Origin of the sequence: Streptomyces sp. NBC_00457 (assembly GCF_036014015.1) — a bacterium.
GTDB lineage: Bacteria > Actinomycetota > Actinomycetes > Streptomycetales > Streptomycetaceae > Streptomyces.
In genome coordinates this window covers 857392-876780 of the sequence record NZ_CP107905.1, presented here as the reverse complement: position 1 = coordinate 876780, position 19389 = coordinate 857392, and the positions used below count along the sequence as shown (strand labels likewise).

Below are 19389 nucleotides of genomic sequence, written 5' to 3'. Positions count from 1 at the left end.
GAAGCACCTCACCCGCCCCTTGACGGCCTCATGTGGGTCACCGTCAGAATCTGTTTGTTCACGATCAGTTGTGAGTACTTCTGGGCCCTGATGAGGGAGAGCCGCCATGACGGTCACTCGCAGATCGGTTTTGATCGCCTCTACGACCGCACCCGCCGCCGGGGTGCTCCTGGCCACCCCGGCGGCGGGGGCCGCCGAGGCGGTCGCGGGCGCATCCGGCCGCCGCACCGTCGCCCTGCGCGACGGCTGGCGCTTCGCGCTGGTCAACCCGGGCGGCATCACCGACCCGACCGGCGCCTACGCCGACGCCGCCGCGCCCGCATACGACGACTCGGACTGGCGCGAGGTCGCCGTCCCCCATGACTGGAGCATCGAGCAGACCCCGACCACCGAGCACGGCACGACCAGCGGCACCGGCTTCCTCCCCGGCGGCCTCGGCTGGTACCGCCTCGCCTTCACCCTGCCGCCCGCCTTCGCCGGCCGCCGGATCTCGGTGGAGTTCGACGGCGTGTACATGGACTCGTACATCTACTGCAACGGCAAGGAAGCCGGCCGCCACCCCTACGGCTACACCGGCTTCGCCCTCGACCTCACGGACCTCCTGCACACCGACGGCACCACCGAGAACGTCCTCGCGGTCAAGGTGCAGAACCAACTCCCCAGCAGCCGCTGGTACTCGGGCAGCGGCATCTACCGCGAGGCCCGGCTGGTGGTCACCGAGCCGGTGCACGTGGAGCGCTGGGGCACCTACGTCACCACGCCGGAGATCACCGAGGAGCGGGCCGTCGTACGAGTGCGGACGTCCGTGGTGAACGAGTCGGGCGACGTCCAGGAAGTCGAGGTGAGATCGCGGGTCGTCGACGCCGACGGCCGTACGGCCGCCCGGACGTCCACCACCGTCACCGTCGGCGACCGGACGACGCAGACCCACGAACTCGCCGTCGGCAGACCCAGGTTGTGGGACTTCACGGACCCGCACCGCTACACCCTCCACACCGAACTCCGCATCGACGGCAAGGCGGTCGACACCTACCGCACCCCCTTCGGCATCCGCACCCTCCGCATCGACCCGGACGACGGCTTCCGGCTCAACGGAGTCCCCGCCAAGCTCAAGGGCGTCGACCTGCACCACGACCTGGGCGCGCTCGGCGCGGCGGTCAGCGAGGACGCGGTGCGCAGACAGATGGTGATCATGAAGTCGATGGGCGTCAACGCCCTGCGCACCTCGCACAACCCGCCCGCGCCGGAGGTCATCCAGGTCTGCGAGGAACTGGGCGTGGTGATGCTGGTGGAGAACTTCGACTGCTGGCGCACCGGCAAGAACCGCTACGACTACGGCCGGTTCTTCGACGAGTGGTGCGAGAAGGACACCACCGAAATGGTCTGCGCCGCCCGCAACTCGCCCGCCGTCATCATGTGGTCCATCGGCAACGAGGTCCCCGACTCCACGACCACCGCCGGACTCGCCATGGCGGACCGCATCATCGCCGCCATCAAGGCCGCCGACGACACCCGCCCCCTCGTCATCGGCTCCGACAAATACCGCCGCCTCCCGGCGAAGGGTTCGGCCGCCGACCTGATGCTGGCCAAGCTCGACGGACTCGGGCTGAACTACAACACCGCCAAGTCCGTCGACCAACTCCACGCCGCCTACCCCCACTTGTTCCTGTTCGAGTCGGAGTCCTCGTCCGAGACCTCCACCCGCGGCACCTACCAGGAGCCCGAGCGCCTCAACACCGGCGAGAACTACACCCCCGGCAGGCGGGCGACCTCCTCCTACGACAACAACCTCGCCTCCTGGACGATGAGCGGCGAGTACGGCCACAAGAAGGACCGGGACCGGAAGTGGTTCACGGGCCAGTTCCTGTGGTCGGGCATCGACTACATCGGGGAGCCCACGCCGTACGACGTCTTCCCGGTGAAGGCGTCCTTCTTCGGCGCGGTCGACACGGCGGGCTTCCCGAAGGACATGTACTACCTGTTCCAGAGCCAGTGGATCAGCCAGCCGATGGTGCATCTGCTGCCCATGACCTGGAACCACGCACCGGGGGATGTCGTGGAGGTCTGGGCGTACGCCAACGTCGACACCGTCGAGCTGTTCCTCAACGGCACGTCCCAGGGCGTACGGCGCTTCGACACGAAGAAGACCGTCGACGGCCGCGCCTACCTGGAGACCACCGAGGCCACCGGCGACGACAAGACCTTCACCGACGGCCCCTACCCCGGCAGTTACACCAGCCCGAACGGCAGCGCGGGCAAGCTCCATCTGACCTGGAAAGTGCCGTACGCACCCGGCGAGTTGAAGGCGGTGGCCCGCAGCGACGGCAAGGTGGTCGCCACGGATGTGCTGCGCACGGCCGGAAAGCCGTATGCCGTACGGCTCACCCCGGACCGCAAGTCCCTTGCCGCCGATGGCCGTTCGCTGGTCTTCCTCACCGCGGAGGTCGTGGACGCCCGCGGGGTGGTCGTGCCCGACGCCGAGCATCTGATCGCCTTCGACGTGACCGGCGGCTCCCTCGCCGGGCTCGACAACGGTCGGCAGGAGAGTGCCGAGCGCTATCAGGCCAGTACCCGGACCGCCTTCCACGGCAAGGCGCTCGCGATCGTCCGGTCCGGCACGAAGGCAGGCACGCTGAAGGTGACGGCGCGGGCGCAAGGTCTGCGCACGGGCACGGCGTCGGTGCGCACCACTCCCGCCCGGTCGGCGGCGACCACTCCTGCGGCGCCATTCAAGCCCGACCACCCGGCGCCCCCGAACTACCCCTACGCGGACGCCAGTTACTCCGGCCGCCCGGACTCCCTGCCCGCGGCGATGCTCGACGGCGACCCGGCCACCGGCTGGTCCAACGCCTTCTTCAAGGCCGCCACGCCCCTGCTGCCCGCCTTCGACGGGGCCCGCGAGGAGGACTGGGTCTCCGTCGACTGGGGGCGGTCCCGGACCCTGGAGCGGGTGGAGGTCTGGTTCACCGTGGACTCGACGCACTCGCTGCCCGCGTCGGTCGAGGTCGCGGTGTGGGACGGCCGCCGGTACGAGCCGGTCGACGGGGCGGGCGTCGACTGGGCCGGCGCCTCGGGCGAGCCGACCGTGATCACTTTCGACGCCGTACGGGGCTCCCGGCTGCGGCTCACCATGACGAGTGGTCATCCGGGCGAGGCCCGAGGGGCGATACGGATCAGCAGGCTGGAGGCTCCGGCCGGCTGATCGGCCCACGTGATCCGGGCGGGACGGTGTCCAACCAGTCCCGTCCGGACCGTTGACGTGCCGTCAACTCTCCCACAAGCATGGTTCGCGCCCGCATCTGGGAGCGCTCCCACGCCGGTAGCGTCACCCGTACCTCTCCCGAGGAGCCCAGACGTGAAAAGACGCAGAACCGCCTTGTTGTCCCTGATGGCCCTGCTGGCGGCGGCGCTGACCGCGCTGCCGGCCGCCGCCGACGAGGTCGAGCAACTCAAGAACGGCACCTTCGACACCACCGTCGATCCCTGGTGGACGACGACCAACGTCACCGCCGGTCTGTCCGGCGGACAGCTCTGCGCGGACGTCCCGGGAGGCACCGCCAACCGCTGGGACGCGGCCGTCGGCCAGAACGACGTCACCCTGGTGAAGGGGGAGTCGTACCGGATCTCCTTCACCGCGAACGGCACGCCCGAGGGCCATGTGGTGCGTGCGATCGTGGGGCTGTCGGTGGCTCCGTACGACACCTGGTTCGAGGTGAGCCCGCAGCTGAGCGTCTCCGGCAACTCGTATGCCTACACGTTCACTTCGCCCGTCGACACCACCCAGGGCCAGGTCGGCTTCCAGCTCGGCGGCCAGGCGGACGACTGGCGGTTCTGCATGGACGACGTGTCGCTGCTGGGCGGGGTGGAGCCGGAGCCGTACGAGCCCGACACCGGCCCGCGCGTGCGGGTCAACCAGGTCGCCTATCTGCCCGCGGGACCCAAGAACGCCACGCTGGTCACCGACGCCACCGGCAAGCTGCCCTGGCAGCTGAAGAACGCCGCCGGGACGACGGTCGCCCACGGCTGGACCGTGCCGCGCGGCACCGACGTGTCGTCGGCGCAGAACGTCCACTCGATCGACTTCGGAGCCCACCGCGGGCGCGGACAGGGCTTCACCCTGGTGGCCGACGGGGAGACGAGCCGCCCGTTCGACATCGACGCGCGCGCCTATGAGCAACTGCGCGTGGACGCGGTGAAGTACTACTACACGCAGCGCAGCGGCATCGCCATCCGCGACGACCTGCGGCCCGGCTACGGACGCCCCGCCGGCCATGTGAACGTCGCGCCCAACCAGGGCGACGCGAACGTCCCCTGCCAGCCCGGCGTCTGCGACTACACGCTCGACGTGACCGGCGGCTGGTACGACGCCGGCGACCACGGCAAGTACGTCGTCAACGGCGGCATCTCCACCTGGGAGGTGCTCAGCACCTACGAACGCTCCCTGCTGGCCCGCACCGGCCACCCGGCGAAGCTCGGCGACGGCTCGCTCGCCATACCGGAGAGCGGCAACAAGGTGCCGGACATCCTCGACGAGGCCCGCTGGGAGCTGGAGTTCCTGCTGAAGATGCAGGTGCCGGACGGGCAGCCGCTCGCCGGCATGGCCCACCACAAGATGCACGACGAGCAGTGGACCGGCCTGCCCCTGCTGCCCAGCGACGATCCGCAGAAGCGCGAACTGCACCCGCCGACCACCGAGGCGACCCTGAACCTGGCGGCGACGGCCGCGCAGGCGGCACGGCTGTACCGGCCCTACGACCGCCAGTTCGCGACCGAGGCGCTGGCAGCCGCCCGCAAGGCCTGGTCCGCGGCGCTCGCGCACCCCGCGGTCCACCCCGACCCCAACGACGGCACCGGAGGCGGCGCCTACCCCGACACCGACGCGACCGACGAGTTCTACTGGGCCGCCGCCCAGCTGTATCTCACCACCGGGCACAAGGAGTTCGAGAAGCACATCCTGAACTCGCCGGTCCACACGGCCGACATCTTCGGACCCCTCGGCTACGACTGGGCCAGGACGGCCGCCGCCGGACGACTGGACCTGGCGACCGTCCCGAGCAAGCTGCCCGGCCGGGACAAGGTGCGCCAGTCGGTGATCAAGGGCGCCGACACCTACCTGGCCACCCTGAAGTCACAGCCGTACGGCATGCCGTACGCCCCCGCGGACAACCTCTACGACTGGGGCTCCAACCACCAGATCCTGCACAACGCGGTCGTCATCGCCACCGCGTACGACCTCACCGGCGCCTCGAAGTACCGGGACGGCGCACTGCAGAGCATGGACTACATCCTCGGCCGCAACGCGCTGAACATCTCCTACGTCACCGGCTACGGCGACGTCGACGCCCGCAACCAGCACAGCCGTTGGTACGCCCGCCAGCTCGACCCGAATCTGCCGAACCCGCCGAAGGGCACGCTCGCCGGAGGCCCCAACTCGAGCATCCAGGACCCCTACGCACAGAGCAAACTCCAGGGCTGTGTCGGCCAGTTCTGCTACATCGACGACATCCAGTCCTGGTCGACGAACGAGCACACCATCAACTGGAACTCCGCCCTGACCCGGATGGCGTCCTTCGTGGCGGATCAGGGCTGAGGCTCGCGCGTTCCACCTCCACCAGTTCCCCTGGCCGCTCATGGGCGGTCAGGGTGTGGAGCCGGGCCTGATCGAGCGGCTGGTGGACCTCGACGTACTCGCCGTGCGGCAGCCGCTTGATCACACCGGTCTCCCGGCCGTGCGCCACCAGCTCCTTGTCGCGTAGCTGGAGGCCCAGGCAGATGCGCCGGGTGACGACGAAGACGACCACCGGGACCACGAACACGGCGATCCGCACCGCCCATGTCACCGTGTTGATCGACAGATGGAGCCGGGTCGCCACGATGTCGTTGCCGCCGCCCGCCAGCAGGATCAGATAGAGGCTGATCCAGGCCGCGCCGATGCCCGTACGCACCGGGCGGTTGCGCGGCCGGTCCAGGAGGTGGTGCTCTCGCTTGTCCCCGGTGATCCGGCCCTCCAGGAACGGATACACGCCGATGAAGAGCAGCAGGAGCGGGAAGACGACGACCGGGATCAGCACACCCATGACCAGCGTGTGCCCCCACACATTGATCTCCCAGCCCGGCATCACCCGGACCAGACCCTCCGCGAACCCCAGGTACCAGTCCGGCTGGGCGCCCGTGGAGACCTGATCGGCGCGGAAGGGACCGTACTGCCAGACCGGGTTGATCGTCGCGACCGCCGCGATCAGGGTGAGGACGCCGAAGACCAGGAAGAAGAAGCCGCCCGCCTTGGCCATGTACACCGGCATGAAGGGCGAGCCGACGACATTGCGCTCGGTGCGGCCGGGGCCCGCGAACTGCGTGTGCTTGTGGTAGAAGACCAGCAGGATGTGCGCCACCACCAACGCGGCCATGATGCCGGGGACCACCAGGATGTGCAGCGAATAGAAGCGGGCCACGATGTCGTCGCCGGGGAACTCGCCGCCGAACAGGAACATCGTCAGATACGTCCCCACGATCGGCACCGACAGCAGCGCGCCCTCGACGAACCGCATCCCCGTCCCCGACAGCAGGTCGTCCGGCAGCGAGTAGCCCATCAGGCCCTCGAACAGGCCGAGGAACAGCAGGGACCAGCCGAACAGCCAGTTGATCTCACGCGGCTTGCGGAACGAACCCGTGAAGAAGTGCCGCATCATGTGCGTCAGCATCGCGGCCACGAAGATCAGCGCCGCCCAGTGGTGCAGCTGCCGCATCAGCAGCCCGCCGCGCACATCGAAGCTGATCTCCAGGGTGGAGGCGTACGCCTCGGACATCCGGACGCCGTTCAGCGGGACGTAACTGCCGTGGTACACCACCTCGTTCATCGACGGATGGAAGAAGAAGGTGAGCCACACGCCGGTGAGGATCAGCACGATGAAGCTGTACAGGCAGACCTCGCCGAGCAGGAACGACCAGTGGTCGGGAAAGACCTTCCGCAGGTACTTCTTGCCGAGCGTGTGGGTGCCGAGGCGGCCGTCGAACCAGTCGGCGAGCCGCTCGCCCTTCCCGGGCCGCACGGTGGTGGTCACGCCTCCTCCTTGTGGACGTGCGTGAGCTTGTCGGGATTGCTGACGATGTAGACGCCGGACACCCGGTCGCCCTCGGGCGTGAGGTCCATGACCATCACCGCGTACGGCTCGTCGCCCTGGAACAGCACCATCGCCTCGTCGCCGTTGACCCGGCGGTAGCGCAGTTCGAGGCCTTGTACGGCACCCCGGGCGCCGAGCGAGCCGATGAGGCGGACCGCCTTGTCCCGGCCGCGCACCGGGCGGAGCGCCGTGCCCCTGCGCTTGCCGCCGCCGTCCGACCACACCGTCACGTCCGGGGCGAGGATCTCCATCAGCGCGGCGATGTCCCCGCCGAGGGCCGCCTGCACGAACCGCTCGGTCGCCTCCCGGCGCACCCGCGGATGCGCCTGGTACCGCGGCCGACGCGCGTGCACATGCGCCCGCGCCCGATGCGCCAGCTGCCGTACGGCCGCCGGGGTGCGGTCGATCAGCTCCGCGATCTCGGTGTGGGCGTACCCGAACACCTCGCCCAGCACGAACACCGCGCGCTCCAGCGGCGTGAGCGACTCCAGCACCACCAGCATCGCCAGCGACACGGATTCGGTGCGCAGCGCGGGATCGTCGGCGTCGTCGTCGGCGACCAGCGGCTCCGGCAGCCAGGGACCGACGTAGGTCTCGCGAGAGCGGTTGATCGCGGCGCGTCGTCCCAGCGCGTGGTTGACGGCGATCCGGACCAGATACGCCCGGGGGTTGTCGATCCCGTCGAGATCGCGGCCCCGGCCCCTGGCCGTCCAGGACAGCCAGGTCTCCTGGAGCACGTCCTCGGTGTCCGCGACACTGCCCAGGATGTTGTAGACGAGGCCGAACAACAGCTCACGGTGGTCGACGAAGACTCCGGTCGCCTCGCTGAGTCGCTCGTCGGTGTCGGGCACAGGGAACTCGGACATGAACAGGCCTCCGCAGTGGTGCGCTCACTACTGCGAGGGCCGCAGGGGGCCGGATTGTGACATCGACGGCCGGATTGTGACCTACGCCTCACCGCTCGCCCGTGCCGGACTCAGGACGCGTCGTGGAAGACGAGCCCCAGCGAGTGCCGGTGGCCGGAGCGCACCGGGCTCACCCCGTGCCGCATCGCCCCGGCCGACCAGCCGCGCCGGGTGCGCACGGGCCGGTCCCGGGTCGTGAAGACCAGGCCGTGGCCCTGCTCGAGCGCGGTGGCGGTGCCCCGCGACTGGGCCCTGGGCCGCTGCTCCACCATCAGGAACTCGCCGCCGGTGTAGTCGGTGCCGTACGCGTCGAGTCCGACGACCACCTGGAGTGGGAACAGCATCTCGCCGAACACATCACGGTGCAGCGCGTTCCAGTCGCCCTCCCCGTAGCGCAGCAGGATCTGCGCCGACCGGTCCTGCCCGGCCGCGTGGCAGCGCTCCAGCCACTCGTCGAGCGAGTCCGGCCAGGGCGCCGGACGGTCGAGCCGGACCGCCCAGTCACGGGCGATCGGCAGCAGACGCGGATAGAGCGCGGCGCGCAGGGCGGCCACCGGGGCGGGCAGGTCATGGGTGAAGTAGCGGTACTCGCCCGAGCCGAAGCGGTGCCGTGCCATGTCGACGGTGGTCCGGAACAGCTCCGGCTTCTCGTACAGCGCCGCCAGGTCGCGGCACTCCGCCGGGGTCAGCAGCCGGTCCGTCCGCGCGCTGCCGTACGTGTCCAGTTCCTCGGTGAGGGCGGCCCAGTCCGTCCCGTGGACGCGGCGGCGGGCCCGGTCGGTGGTGAGCGTCATGAGAGGGTCACCGTCCTGTGCGATTCGTTCGTCCTGCTCTCTCTTCCTCTGCCGAGTCTGCCGCCCTTCCCGCGCCGTGTCCGGCGGGAATCGGACATGGCGTTCCGACCTCGGGGTACCGCGCTATTGACGCTGTGACCTGGCGGTATTTACGGGTAAGTACCCGCGCGGTACCCTCAAATGCATGCCAGCCCTCAACGTGGAGTTCAGTGACCGCGAACTGGAGGACCTGCGGCAGATCGCCAAAGAGCGGGGTACGTCGATGAAGGCCCTCGTGCGTGAGGCCGCAGCCGCCGACATAGCCCGCCACCGTGCCCTGCAGGAGGGCGCGGAGGCCTTCCGCCGGTTCTTCGCGTCCCACGCCGACGAGTTCGCGGCCGCCTTCCCCGACGACGAACCAGCCATCAAGAGCGAGGGGCGGGTCGCCTGACCGATGGCTCCCGTCGTCCATATCGACGTCCCGTGGCTGCTCCAGCGCCACGAAGAGGTCCTGCCAGACCAGCCGACCATCAACGACTTCTCGGCCCTGGTCGCCGCCGTCGCGCGCCATCGCGTCGACCCGCCGCGCCTCGGCGTGGACTCCGACCCGGCCTGGCGGGCCGCCGCCCTGCTGCACACTCTCGCCCTGCTCAAGCCGCTGCCGGCGGCCAACGCCCGCTTCGCCTGCGCCACCGCCGTGGCCTACATGTTCGTCAGCGACGTCGGCATCGACCCGCCCTACGGCGCCCTCGTCGACCTCGCCCGCGACCTGATCTCCGGCAAGGCGGACATCTACGGCGCCGCCGACCGGCTGCGCTCCTGGCAGATCTGACACGGCCGGACGACGCGATGGCCCGCCCACCCCGAGGCCGCCGGCCGAGGGCGGGGGAACAGGGCCGGCGGCCGGGTTCGCGCAAGAGAGCCTCCCCCAAGCTCTCGGCTTCGCTCGAGCCAGGGGGGACCCCCACCCCTGCGCGCGGCCATCCGAGGTGGCCGCCACCAGTGGACTACGCGGGGGCGTGCGCAGGGGAGCGTGCGCGGCGCGCCGGCGAGTGCGCCCGATTCACACGGGGCGCGGGGAAAAACGGGAAAACAGGTGCCCAGAGGCGAGTTGCGGACGCTTCTGACTTTCTTTCAATGAGGCGGATGTTGCTCGAGTGCCTTGTTGGTCATGAGTGTGTTGTGCAAGGGTGAACAGCGCATGTGGGGGGCATTGGCGGAGTCGCATTCGTCCTGGGGGGAACAGGGCCGGATCGGCACGCGAATTCATGCTCCCCGCGTCGTCGCCCAAAAGGTACGCACCAACACTGAGTTCCCTTTTCGGCGGCCGGAACATCTGAGAGTCACCTGCGCGTGGGAAGGAATCCGCTCAGTGCCCACCCCCCACCCTCCTCGCCCGCCCTACCCCCCGCCCGGCGGGGTTCCCGCAGAATCCGACGAGGGCCTCGCCACCCGGCTGAGAGGCCGTACGGACGCCGAGGCCTCTCCGTCCGTCGCGCTGCTGATGGCACGGCACTGGCGGCCCGCTCACGAATACGCGGTCATCTGCCTCGCCGCGAAATCGGACGTCGCCTCCATGGTCACCGCCGCGGCATTTCACCAGGTTCTCGACCGGCTGGCGCTGGGCGAGCCGGCCGACGCGGTGCGCCCGCGGTTCCTCGTGGCCGTCCGGGACACCGTCGGACGGTGGTCGTCCGAGGAGCGAATATCCGGTGTTCTGCCGGATTTGGTGAAACCCGCCGGGGGTCGCGGCATGCGTGCCGCGAAGTCCATGACGCCGGAAAATCGCAAGCTGGCCGAGCGTTCATTCCACGCCCTTCCCGGACTCGCCCGGTGTCTGCTGTGGCACACCGAGGTCGAGGCGGAACCGATAACCGTTCCCGCCGGACTGCTGGGCATGGACATCGACACCGCGACGGCCGCTCTCGAACAGGCGCGTGAAAAATTCCGCGAGGGTTGTGTACATGCTCATCGGGAACTCGCACCGAGCAAGGATTGCCGCTTCTACAACCGACTCCTCGATGTCCCGATCCGCCGAGGTGGCGCACTGCTTCCGGATGTTCAGCAGCATCTCGGAGAGTGCCGCTACTGCCGTTTCGCCGCCGAACAACTGAGTCATTTCGAGAGCGGATTGGGTGTGCTGCTCGTCGAGGCCGTGCTCGGCTGGGGAGCGCGCCGCTATCTCGACTCCCGTCCCGGCCGCGCCGAGCAGGCCACGCGGGCACGCGGCTCCGGCCGGCACGGCAGAGCGCGCCAGCGGGTCCTGTCCCGTGTCCCCGCGCCGGCCCGTCGTCGTATCGCCGATGTCCCGCGGCCCACCCGGGCGCTGCTCACGAGCGTGGGTATCGCCTCCGCCGGGCTCTTGGCGGGCGTGCTGGTCTCCAGCCTGTGGGCCACGGACGGCGGAACCGACCCGACCGAGTCCGCCGCCGCGACCGGTGCCCCGGAAACGACCACCCGGCCGGGCACCGCCCAACTCCCCACCGCACCCCTGCAGTCCACGCTGCGCAACGAGGCCGCGAACCTGTGCCTGGACATCCGCGGCGAGGTCAAGGCCGGCGCCGGGACCGAACTGGCAGCCTGCTCGTCCGACGCGACCCAGCAGTGGTCGTACGAGGTCGACGGACTGCTGCGCAGCGTGGCGGATCCGAACCTGTGCCTGGACTCGCGTGCGGACGCCGGTGTCGTCATCCTCGGCACCTGCGCCCCCGACGACTCCGAGCGCGGCGACGACGTCCGCTACGACCTCACCGTGCGGGGCGAGTTGCTGGCCCGCTGGCAGGAGGGGCTCGCGCTGACGTCCACCACCAAGGACGAGGGCGCCGACATCGTCGTCAAGGTCCGTGACGGTTCCGCCGAGCAGCGCTGGCTGACCGACCGGGCGTCGGCCGACACCGGGTCGCTGTCGATCGCCGGGACCGACGCCCCCGCCGTGCCGCCCACCCGGCTCTCCGGCCGGACGGCCTGAGGGGGCGCGGTTCCCGGCTAACTCACCACGTCCTGTGGGGGGTTGCCCGCCAGGAACCCGGCCACGTTCTGGACGGCGGCCAGCGCGATCCGGATCAGCGTCTCCCGGGTGACTCCCGCGGTGTGCGGGGAGAGGACCACGTTCGGGGCCCTGAGCAGACGCAGGGCCGGGGTGGGCGGTTCGGGGTCGAAGACGTCGATGCCCGCCCCGGCCAGGACCCCCTGCTCCAGCGCGTCGGCGAGGGCGTCCTGGTCGATCAGTGCACCCCGGGCGGTGTTGATCACGAACGCGGTCGGCTTGAGGAGCGCGAGGCGTTCGGCGTTCAGCAGCTGCCGGGTCTGCTCGGTGAGGGGCGTGTGCAGGGAGACGTAGTCGGCGGTGCGCAGCAGCTCGTCGAGCGGCACATGGCGGGCGCCGCCGAGGCGGGCTTCCGTCTCCGGCGGTACGGGGCGCCGCCCGGCGTAGACGACGGTCATGTCGAACGCGACCGCGCGCCGGGCGACTTCCTGCCCGATCTGCCCCAGGCCCACGATGCCGAGGGTCTTGCCCGACAGCTCGGTGAGGGAGCGCTGCAGCCGGGGGAGCGCCCAGTCGGCCTCGACGAGGGCGGTGTGCGCGGGGATCAGCTGCTTGGCCAGGGCGAGCATGAGGGCGAAGGTCTGCTCGGCGACGTTCTGCGCCTCGGCGCCGCTGGAGCCGATCGTGCAGACGGGCACGGAGCGGGCGCGGGCGGCGGTCACGTCGATGTAGTCGAAGCCGTGGCTGGCGCACTGCACCAGCTCCAACTCCGGTGCGGCGGCGATGTGTTCGACGGTCACCGGGGCGAGCGCCGTCACGATGACGTGCGCCGCGCGCAGGGCGGCGGGGTCCTCGTCGGTGGCCTCGACGACGGTGACGTGCGCCTCGCCGGGGAGCAGGCCGGCGAGTCCGGCTCCGGTCGCCCGGCCGCCGATGTGGGGTGGGACGACGGCGAGGACGTTCTTCTTCGCGTCGGTCATGCGGGGTCCTCGATGAGGTCGGCGGGGCCCACCGTGGCGGGCGTGGCGTGTCCGGACAGGGCGAGGGTGAGGTCGAGCTCGGCGAGCAGACAGCGGATCACGTGCTCGACGCCCGCCTGTCCATCGAGGCCGAGCCCGTAGACGTACGGCCGTCCGACCAGCACCGCCCGCGCGCCGAGGGCGAGCGCCTTGAAGACGTCGTCGCCGGTGCGCACCCCGCTGTCGAAGAGGACGGTCAGCCGGTCGCCGACGGCCTCGACGACCCGGGGCAGCGCGTCGGCCGCGGCGACGGAGCCGGCGACCTGGCGCCCGCCGTGGTTGGACACCACGACCCCGTCCATCCCGGCGTCGGCGGCGAGCCGGGCGTCGTCGGGGTGCAGGATGCCCTTGAGGACGATCGGGCCGTCCCAGTTCTCCCGCAGGAACGCCAGGTCGGGCCAGGTCTTGCCGGGATCCGCGAACATGCCGACGAAGTGCATCACCGCGGCGTTCGGATCCTCGTGCACCGGCTTGGCCAGGCCCGCCTGGAACGCCGGGTCCGAGAAGTAGTTGGCGGTGCCCACGCCGTGCAGGAACGGCAGATACGCCTGGTCGAGGTCGCGGGGACGCCACGCCAGCATCGGCGTGTCCAGCGTGACGACCAGCACCGAATACCCGCTCGCCTTGGCCCGGTTCAGGAAACTCCGGGTCACCTCGCGGTCCTTGGCCCAGTACAGCTGGAACCAGCGCTCGGCATCGCCCATCGTCTCGGCGACCTGCTCGATCGGCGTGCTCGACGCGGACGACAGGATGTACGGCACGCCCTGCGCGGCGGCGGCACGGGCAGCGGCCGACTCCGCGTCCGGGTGCATGATCGACAGCACGCCGACCGGCGCCAGCGCCACCGGGGCGGGCAGCGCACGGCCCAGCACCTCGACCGACAGATCCCGCTCGTGCACGTCCCGCAGCATGCGCGGCACGATCCGGCGGCGCCCGAAAGCGGCCCGGTTGGCACGCGCCGTGCTCCCGTCGCCGGCACTGCCCGCCACATAGCCGACGGGGCCGGGACCGAGCCGCTGCTCGGTCAGCTCCTCCAGCCGCGTCAGATCGGTGGGCAGCCGGGGCACGGCGCCCGACATGCCGTTGAGGTAGATCTCGTACTGGAAGTCGGCCCAGTGCTTGCCCATCTCCCGCATCCCGCCTCTCGTCGCTGAGAACGCGCAGTACGCCGACCATACCGACCGGTAGGCAGACGGGACGATCAGGGTCGGGCCACCGACTCGCGCAGGACGCGGGCGAGTTCGCGCGGCTGGGAGAACATCGGCCAGTGGCCGGTGTCCATCTCTACGAGTTCCCAGTGGTCGCTCTTGAGTGCCTCGGCCACCGCGTCCATCGGGTCCTCGCCGTCGAGCAGGCATGTGATGTACGTCGCCGGCAGCTCTGCGATCGGGCCCTTCAGGACGGCCGGTTCGGTCAGGGTCGCGCCCGGGTGCGGTGTCTGGCCGGCCACGATGCGGGCGATCTGCTCATCCGTCAGGCCCTGGCCCGCGTAGTGGTCGGCACCCGCCGACGGCCAGGAGCCGTTGTGCGCGGCGATCTCCTCGCGTACGTGGTCGCTCGGCCAGCCCGACAGGAAGCTCTCCCCGTCGACCGGGACATTCGAGTCGACGAACACCACACGGGCCAGCCGCTCGCCGATGCGCTCGGCGGCCTGCCCCACCGGGATTCCCGCGTAGCTGTGCCCGACCAGGACGACATCCCGCAGATCGAGGCGCTCGACCTCCGCGACGATGTCCTGGACATGGGTCTGCTGCCCCGCCGGCACACCCTGCTTCTCCGCGAGGCCGCTCAGGGTCAGCGCGTGCACCTCATGACCGGCCGCACGCAGCTCCGCCGCCACCTCGTCCCACGCCCACGCTCCGAGCCGGGCCCCTGCCACCAACACGAATGGAGTCATGCCCGCAACGTAGTCGAGGGGTCTGACAACGGGGTGTCGCCTCCCGTGCTCCCGGCCCGTTTATCGGCGGCACCGGTGTGTCGACCGTCCGCGCGAGCCGCGCACCCTCAGGCCTGTACACCGCGCGCGGTTCCGGGAACAGCCGCAGCAGCGTCGTGGGTGGTGCAGGTGACGATCACGGTGGCGAAGGTCGAGACGGACCGCACGATGTCGAGCCCGAACCGGCCGATGAAGTCCAGTCCGGTGCCGTACAGCGCCAGCAGACAGACCGGCAGGAAGAACCAGCCCGGCGAGATCGCCGGCAGCCCGCTCACGAAGTCGGAGCGGCCGGATCGACGTACTCCGGGGCTTTCGTGGCGATGATGCTCGCGGTCGCCAGACCGAAGACGAACGGCAGCAGCGTCGCGATCTGCGACAGGAACGCCACAGAGGAGGGTTCATCCATCTTTCGGGCCGTGACGGGATGGTTCCTCCATCGCCTCCCTACTCGCCGTCCGCCGGGGTGTCCTCGGGTTCCGTGTCGGGGCCCTGGGCGCGCACCCGCTGGACGTGTTCCAGGGAATCCCTGAGTTCGGCGAGCCAGTCGTCGGTGTGGCGCTGGACCAGGCGGACGCACCAGGCGAGGGCGTCGCTGCGGCTGCGGGCGACGCCGGCGGCGATGAGTGTGTCCAGGACCTGACGTTCGGGCTGGCGTAGCCGGGTCATGACCGGTGCGGCGATATGTGTGAACAGGGTGCGCTCACCGCCGCACTCCACGCCCCAGGACACCTTCCGGCGGAACCGGTGCTCGGCGTCGCGGGCCACCGCGATCCGGGCTTCGCGGGTGCGCTCCCGGAACTCCTCGATCCGGCCCTGCACGGCCGCCTCCCGCTCGGCCGCCGGGGCGTCCGCCGCCAGGCGCGGTTCGGCGATCCGGCCGATGACGGTGATCTCCTCGCGGTCCACCGCCACCTCGACCAGCTCTTCGAAGAGGTCGTCGGGCAGTCGGCCGGCGAACCAGCCGCGCAGCTTCTCTCGTTGCTCTGTCGTAATCATGTAATGACGATTACTCCATTCCGGCGTGAAGGCAAGGGGCCGCGGCGGAGTGCGCCGAGGGCTGAACCGGAATGTTTCAGGACGATTAACGAGCACCGGGGAACCGGCCACTCAAGCGCTTTCGGCGATCAAGAGTGGCTTGGTTGTGGGCTTGGAACGTTCGAATTCTGTGACTTCACGCCACTGATTCAATACGCAAGGTTACTGAAACCCATGGGTCCGATGTGACCTCCGGCGGCGTTCTCGGCAGACTCGCGCTCGCCGATCCGGCACCGATCGAGCCGGCTGAGGCAGACCCTCTTTTTCGAGCGGAAGGATGCACACAATGCGGAACACCGCGCGCTGGGCAGCGACTCTCGGCCTCACGGCCACCGCCGTCTGCGGACCCCTCACGGGGGCCGCGCTCGCCACCCCGGCCGCCCCCGCCTCGCTCTACGCCCCCTCGGCGCTGGTACTCACCGCCGGTCACGGCGAGAGCGCGGCCACCGTCACACCGGAACGCGCAGTCACCCTGACCTGCGCCCCGAAGGCCTCCGGCACCCATCCGGTGGCCGCCGACGCCTGTGCCGAACTGCGCGGCGCGGACGGTGACTTCGACGCGCTGAAGAGCAAGGACGGTGTGCTGTGCACCAAGCAGTACGACCCGGTGGTCGTCACCGTCGAGGGCGTCTGGCAGGGCAAGCGCGTCTCCTATGAGCGGACCTTCGGCAACGAGTGCGTGAAGAACTCCTACGGGGCGAGTGTCTTCGCGTTCTGAGGGACCGGGATCGCATGGGCCCCGTGATCACCAACAGGGCACGTAGCTGGGGAGTGCGGACCCTGTGACGGGGCCCCTGTGATCTCGCACAAGGCCGGCGGGCGGAGTGGGGCCGCCCGCCGGCCCTCAAGCTCAGTCCCGGTCCTCCGGGACACGGGGAAGCTCCTCGGGGACACTTGGAAGTGCTTCCGGGACACCGGGAAGCGGAGGGAACCGCTCCAGTAGTCCCGATGCGCGCAGCAGCCGGCGCAGCAGTGGATCGTCCGCGACGAGCCGCAGCCGGCCACCGCGCGCCACGGCGCGTTCCTCGGCCCGGCACAGCACGCGCAGGCCGGAGCAGTCGAAGAAGTCCACACTTCGCAGATCGACCAGTACGTCCGGCTCCGGCCCCGCGGTCGCCGCGTCGAGATGCTCCGCGAGGAACCCCGCGGTCGCGAGATCGATGTCACCGGCCGCCTCGACCACGGTGAACGGACCGTGCGGGCGGGTCAGGGCATGAGCGTTCGGCGCGGGCCGCGCCGTTCTGAAGGCGTCCACGACCGTGCCCTCCGCCCGCTCGCGGGCGCGGTCGTCTGCTTCCGGCGTCATGTCCGCTCCACCTCTACAGGGGGCGCATTCGATCTCGGTAGGTACCCCGCCGCGGTCTTGACCATCCCTGTGGAGCGGCCCGACAAGATCTGGTTCACCCGACCCGGTGAATTTCCCTTGCTGGCATTGACTTTCTGTCAGTCCTCGGAGGTACGCCGAGTCCGCCTGCGGTGGCTCGTGTCGCACCAGGGGTAACGGCGGCTGCGCCGGCAGGTGCACAGGGCGACCCGGAAGCGGTCGGAGGTGACGGTGGTGCCGTCCTCCAGTTCCACCTCGACGGGTCCGTCCACGAGGAGTGGGCCCGGCTCGTGGAGGGTGAGACGGCGCGGCCGGTCAGCGGGGGCGTTCGGCACGGATGACCACCAGCTCTTCCTTGTCCTGGGCCGCGCTCAGCAGGCCTCGCTCACGCAGCCAGTCCTCCCGGGCGTGCAGCACCGGGCCGAACGCGATGCGCCGCCGCAGTGTCACGGTGGTCCTCAGACCTGATGCACGCAGATGCGCGAGGGTGCGGCCGGGACCGCTCAGCGCGGAGTGCACGACCAGCAGGACTCCGCCCGGGCGCAGCAGGGCGGGTGCCTCCTGGCAGAGCGGATCGAGGACGAACCGGCCGTCGCGGCCCGCGTCCCACGACCGTGCCCCGCCACGAGCCCGCGGGCGGGGGTCGGGTGCCGGCACGTAGGGCGGGTTGGCGAGGATGAGGTCGAACGTCTGCTCGCGCACCGGGGCGAACAGATCCCCGTGCCGGATACGGACCGGAAGTCCGGCCAGCCAGGCGTTCAGCCGTGCGGTCCACACCGCCCGCCATGACACGTCCACCGCGGTCACCCGGGTGCCCCGGCGTGCGGCCTGGAGCGCCAGCGCACCCGTCCCGGTGCCCACGTCGAGAACCTCCGCGTTCGGCGGGAGCCGTTCCTGGGACAGGGCACCGGCCAGCAGCGCGGTGTCGTCCTGCGGGGCGTACACGCCGGGTGGGGAGAGCGAAAGCGCCAGAGCGTTCATGCCTCCCAGGTACCCCTCATTTCACGAGATACCGGATATGTCGTGCTCCAGCGGCGTGCGGAGCGACGACCGGCCGGCGCGCCACTGCGTGAGCAGGGCGGTGGCGAGACGGTCCTCCAGGTATCCGGTGACGTCGACACCGAAGGCCACGTCCGCCGCGAGGTGCGGTTCCGCGTCCAGCAGCCCGCCGATCACGTCGTGGCGTACGACCTGCTCGTGGACCGCGTCGGCCTCGACGTGCTCGTCGTAGAAGAACACGGCGGCGGGACCGGCTCCGGTGCGGCGCAGGGCATCGGCGAGTCGCCGGGAGCCGGGCGACGAGGTGATCTCGACCGCCGCGAAGTGGCCCACCAGGGCACCCCGCAGGGACCGGTGCAGGCCGAGGAGGGACATCAGGTTCACCGTGGCCAGGGTGTCGGCGGAGGCAGCGTCGAGGTAGCGGCCGTACGTCGGGTCCAGGCCGAGGTCCGTCATCAGGTCGGCGAACAGGCAGGCGTGCAGCCGCTCGGGGCGGCCCCCGCCGTACTCGTCGAACTCCACCGCCGCCATGGCCGACTTGGCCCGGCCCGACAGCCGCGGCAGCACCCAGGCGTGCGGGTCGGCCTCCTTGAGGTGGTACAGGGAACGCTGGGCCGCGTACTCGCGCAGCTGCCACAACTCGCCCTCGTCGCAGAGGTAATGGGTGACCCCCGCCCCGTCGACGGGCTCGACGAGGAGCTCCGCCAGCGAGCCGTCGACGGTGTCGTGGACCGGGGAGTCCGCGCGCAGGGCGGACAGGAAACGGTGCTCCAGTGCCGCGCGGACGCGCAGCAGATCCGGGTCCCACTCACGGTCCGGGGGCACGCCCGCGAAGCCTCGGTAGTGCAGTTCGTAGCACAGGTACAGGGCGAGCTGGAGGTCGTCGCCGTAGGCAGGTGCGGCGGTGATGTCCTCGGCGCGCGGCAGCGGTCCCGCGCCCAGCAGGTACTCCCCGACGGCTGCGGAGATCCGGCCGCGGGCCGACGGCAGCGAGGGTTCCGTGCGGTGCTGCTCCATGCGGCCCGGGTACCCCGGTGCCGCCGTGCGACCCGTCCGGCCGGAGCCGGCCGCAGGTCAGTCGCCTTGGGACTCTTCCTGCGCCTGCGTGTTGGGGGTGATGGCCTCGCCGGCCTCACCCCTGCGGTGGCGCCGGCGCTCGGAGTCCTCGGGGTCCTCGACGCGGTGTTCGGCCTCCCTGGTCTCGCGGAGGACCTCGTCGACGGCCCGCTCGGGCTGGTCGTCGGGCCGGTGATCGTGCTGGGGCACGGTGTCTCCTCGGTCGGTACGGTTC

General features: G+C 70.5%; 18 protein-coding genes and 1 pseudogene. 6 read left to right on the top strand and 13 right to left on the bottom strand.

The window, feature by feature from the left end; translation table 11 throughout:
• Window positions 1–106 precede the first annotated feature (106 nt).
• Both OG828_RS04105 and OG828_RS04100 read left to right on the top strand, forming a co-directional pair.
• Window positions 107–3202, top strand: coding sequence for a glycoside hydrolase family 2 TIM barrel-domain containing protein (locus OG828_RS04105; RefSeq protein ID WP_328500122.1), 3096 nt, complete (start codon window positions 107–109; stop codon window positions 3200–3202).
• A gap of 153 nt (window positions 3203–3355) precedes the next feature.
• The gene (locus OG828_RS04100) at window positions 3356–5590 is read left to right on the top strand and encodes a glycoside hydrolase family 9 protein (RefSeq protein ID WP_328350246.1); all 2235 of its coding nucleotides are present in this window, start codon (window positions 3356–3358) and stop codon (window positions 5588–5590) included.
• On the opposite strand, the gene qcrB is transcribed toward OG828_RS04100, so the two are convergent.
• From qcrB to OG828_RS04085, 3 genes are all read right to left on the bottom strand, one after another.
• Complete coding sequence (gene qcrB / locus OG828_RS04095) at window positions 5535–7061, bottom strand: cytochrome bc1 complex cytochrome b subunit (RefSeq protein ID WP_328500121.1); 1527 nt, start codon at window positions 7059–7061, stop codon at window positions 5535–5537. The genes OG828_RS04100 and qcrB overlap by 56 nt on opposite strands.
• Entirely contained in the window at window positions 7058–7987 is a 930-nt protein-coding gene (gene sigJ, locus OG828_RS04090) for an RNA polymerase sigma factor SigJ (protein ID WP_328500120.1), read from the bottom strand. Before sigJ ends, qcrB begins: the two co-directional genes overlap by 4 nt.
• A gap of 110 nt (window positions 7988–8097) precedes the next feature.
• The gene (locus OG828_RS04085) at window positions 8098–8820 is read right to left on the bottom strand and encodes a 2OG-Fe(II) oxygenase (protein ID WP_328500119.1); all 723 of its coding nucleotides are present in this window, start codon (window positions 8818–8820) and stop codon (window positions 8098–8100) included.
• A 184-nt stretch (window positions 8821–9004) separates the two neighbouring features.
• Here OG828_RS04085 and OG828_RS04080 point away from each other — a divergent pair, with 184 nt between their 5' ends.
• The 3 genes from OG828_RS04080 to OG828_RS04070 all read left to right on the top strand — a co-directional run bounded on the left by OG828_RS04080 (window position 9005) and on the right by OG828_RS04070 (window position 11767).
• A complete protein-coding gene (locus OG828_RS04080; RefSeq protein WP_210569977.1) occupies window positions 9005–9250 on the top strand; it encodes a hypothetical protein in 246 nt (81 codons plus the stop codon).
• A gap of 3 nt (window positions 9251–9253) precedes the next feature.
• A complete protein-coding gene (locus OG828_RS04075; RefSeq protein ID WP_210569979.1) occupies window positions 9254–9631 on the top strand; it encodes a toxin Doc in 378 nt (125 codons plus the stop codon).
• Window positions 9632–10171: 540 nt separating this feature from the next.
• Window positions 10172–11767, top strand: a complete 1596-nt coding sequence (locus tag OG828_RS04070) for an RICIN domain-containing protein (protein ID WP_328436622.1) — start codon at window positions 10172–10174, stop codon at window positions 11765–11767.
• A gap of 17 nt (window positions 11768–11784) precedes the next feature.
• Here OG828_RS04070 and OG828_RS04065 read toward each other — a convergent pair whose 3' ends face one another.
• From OG828_RS04065 to OG828_RS04045, 5 genes and pseudogenes are all read right to left on the bottom strand, one after another.
• Window positions 11785–12765 carry a 2-hydroxyacid dehydrogenase gene (locus tag OG828_RS04065; protein WP_328500118.1) on the bottom strand — a complete coding sequence of 327 codons (981 nt, stop codon included), beginning with the start codon at window positions 12763–12765 and terminating at the stop codon, window positions 11785–11787.
• The gene (locus OG828_RS04060) at window positions 12762–13931 is read right to left on the bottom strand and encodes a lactate 2-monooxygenase (RefSeq protein WP_328500117.1); all 1170 of its coding nucleotides are present in this window, start codon (window positions 13929–13931) and stop codon (window positions 12762–12764) included. Before OG828_RS04060 ends, OG828_RS04065 begins: the two co-directional genes overlap by 4 nt.
• Before the next feature lie 74 nt (window positions 13932–14005).
• A complete protein-coding gene (locus OG828_RS04055) occupies window positions 14006–14701 on the bottom strand; it encodes an alpha/beta fold hydrolase (RefSeq protein ID WP_328436620.1) in 696 nt (231 codons plus the stop codon).
• Window positions 14613–15125 (bottom strand): annotated as a pseudogene (locus tag OG828_RS04050) (hypothetical protein); the annotation flags it as partial. The pseudogene OG828_RS04050 and the gene OG828_RS04055, both read right to left, overlap by 89 nt.
• 59 nt (window positions 15126–15184) lie before the next feature.
• The gene (locus OG828_RS04045) at window positions 15185–15736 is read right to left on the bottom strand and encodes a hypothetical protein (protein ID WP_328500116.1); all 552 of its coding nucleotides are present in this window, start codon (window positions 15734–15736) and stop codon (window positions 15185–15187) included.
• Between the two features lie 325 nt (window positions 15737–16061).
• Here OG828_RS04045 and OG828_RS04040 point away from each other — a divergent pair, with 325 nt between their 5' ends.
• Window positions 16062–16493, top strand: coding sequence for a protease inhibitor (locus OG828_RS04040; RefSeq protein ID WP_328500115.1), 432 nt, complete (start codon window positions 16062–16064; stop codon window positions 16491–16493).
• A 132-nt stretch (window positions 16494–16625) separates the two neighbouring features.
• On the opposite strand, the gene OG828_RS04035 is transcribed toward OG828_RS04040, so the two are convergent.
• The 5 genes from OG828_RS04035 to OG828_RS04015 form a co-directional block, all read right to left on the bottom strand.
• Window positions 16626–17081 carry an STAS domain-containing protein gene (locus OG828_RS04035; protein ID WP_328500114.1) on the bottom strand — a complete coding sequence of 152 codons (456 nt, stop codon included), beginning with the start codon at window positions 17079–17081 and terminating at the stop codon, window positions 16626–16628.
• A 137-nt stretch (window positions 17082–17218) separates the two neighbouring features.
• Complete coding sequence (locus OG828_RS04030; RefSeq protein WP_210569989.1) at window positions 17219–17434, bottom strand: CDGSH iron-sulfur domain-containing protein; 216 nt, start codon at window positions 17432–17434, stop codon at window positions 17219–17221.
• Window positions 17415–18080 (bottom strand): HemK2/MTQ2 family protein methyltransferase, encoded by a 666-nt coding sequence (locus OG828_RS04025; RefSeq protein ID WP_328500113.1) that lies wholly within the window; start codon window positions 18078–18080, stop codon window positions 17415–17417. Before OG828_RS04025 ends, OG828_RS04030 begins: the two co-directional genes overlap by 20 nt.
• A gap of 21 nt (window positions 18081–18101) precedes the next feature.
• Entirely contained in the window at window positions 18102–19115 is a 1014-nt protein-coding gene (locus OG828_RS04020; protein WP_328500112.1) for an iron-containing redox enzyme family protein, read from the bottom strand.
• A gap of 57 nt (window positions 19116–19172) precedes the next feature.
• Entirely contained in the window at window positions 19173–19364 is a 192-nt protein-coding gene (locus OG828_RS04015; RefSeq protein WP_328500111.1) for a hypothetical protein, read from the bottom strand.
• Between the last annotated feature and the right edge of the window lie 25 nt (window positions 19365–19389).

Coding starts and splice junctions, on each gene's coding strand:
- OG828_RS04020 (WP_328500112.1), bottom strand. CDS start 19,115: ATGGAGCAGCACCGCACGGAACCCTCGCTGCCGTCGGCCCGCGGCCGG.
- OG828_RS04040 (WP_328500115.1), top strand. CDS start 16,062: ATGCGGAACACCGCGCGCTGGGCAGCGACTCTCGGCCTCACGGCCACC.
- OG828_RS04055 (WP_328436620.1), bottom strand. CDS start 14,701: ATGACTCCATTCGTGTTGGTGGCAGGGGCCCGGCTCGGAGCGTGGGCG.
- OG828_RS04080 (WP_210569977.1), top strand. CDS start 9,005: ATGCCAGCCCTCAACGTGGAGTTCAGTGACCGCGAACTGGAGGACCTG.
- OG828_RS04065 (WP_328500118.1), bottom strand. CDS start 12,765: ATGACCGACGCGAAGAAGAACGTCCTCGCCGTCGTCCCACCCCACATC.
- OG828_RS04045 (WP_328500116.1), bottom strand. CDS start 15,736: ATGATTACGACAGAGCAACGAGAGAAGCTGCGCGGCTGGTTCGCCGGC.
- OG828_RS04060 (WP_328500117.1), bottom strand. CDS start 13,931: ATGGGCAAGCACTGGGCCGACTTCCAGTACGAGATCTACCTCAACGGC.
- OG828_RS04105 (WP_328500122.1), top strand. CDS start 107: ATGACGGTCACTCGCAGATCGGTTTTGATCGCCTCTACGACCGCACCC.
- OG828_RS04035 (WP_328500114.1), bottom strand. CDS start 17,081: ATGACGCCGGAAGCAGACGACCGCGCCCGCGAGCGGGCGGAGGGCACG.
- OG828_RS04025 (WP_328500113.1), bottom strand. CDS start 18,080: ATGAACGCTCTGGCGCTTTCGCTCTCCCCACCCGGCGTGTACGCCCCG.
- OG828_RS04085 (WP_328500119.1), bottom strand. CDS start 8,820: ATGACGCTCACCACCGACCGGGCCCGCCGCCGCGTCCACGGGACGGAC.
- OG828_RS04075 (WP_210569979.1), top strand. CDS start 9,254: ATGGCTCCCGTCGTCCATATCGACGTCCCGTGGCTGCTCCAGCGCCAC.
- sigJ (WP_328500120.1), bottom strand. CDS start 7,987: ATGTCCGAGTTCCCTGTGCCCGACACCGACGAGCGACTCAGCGAGGCG.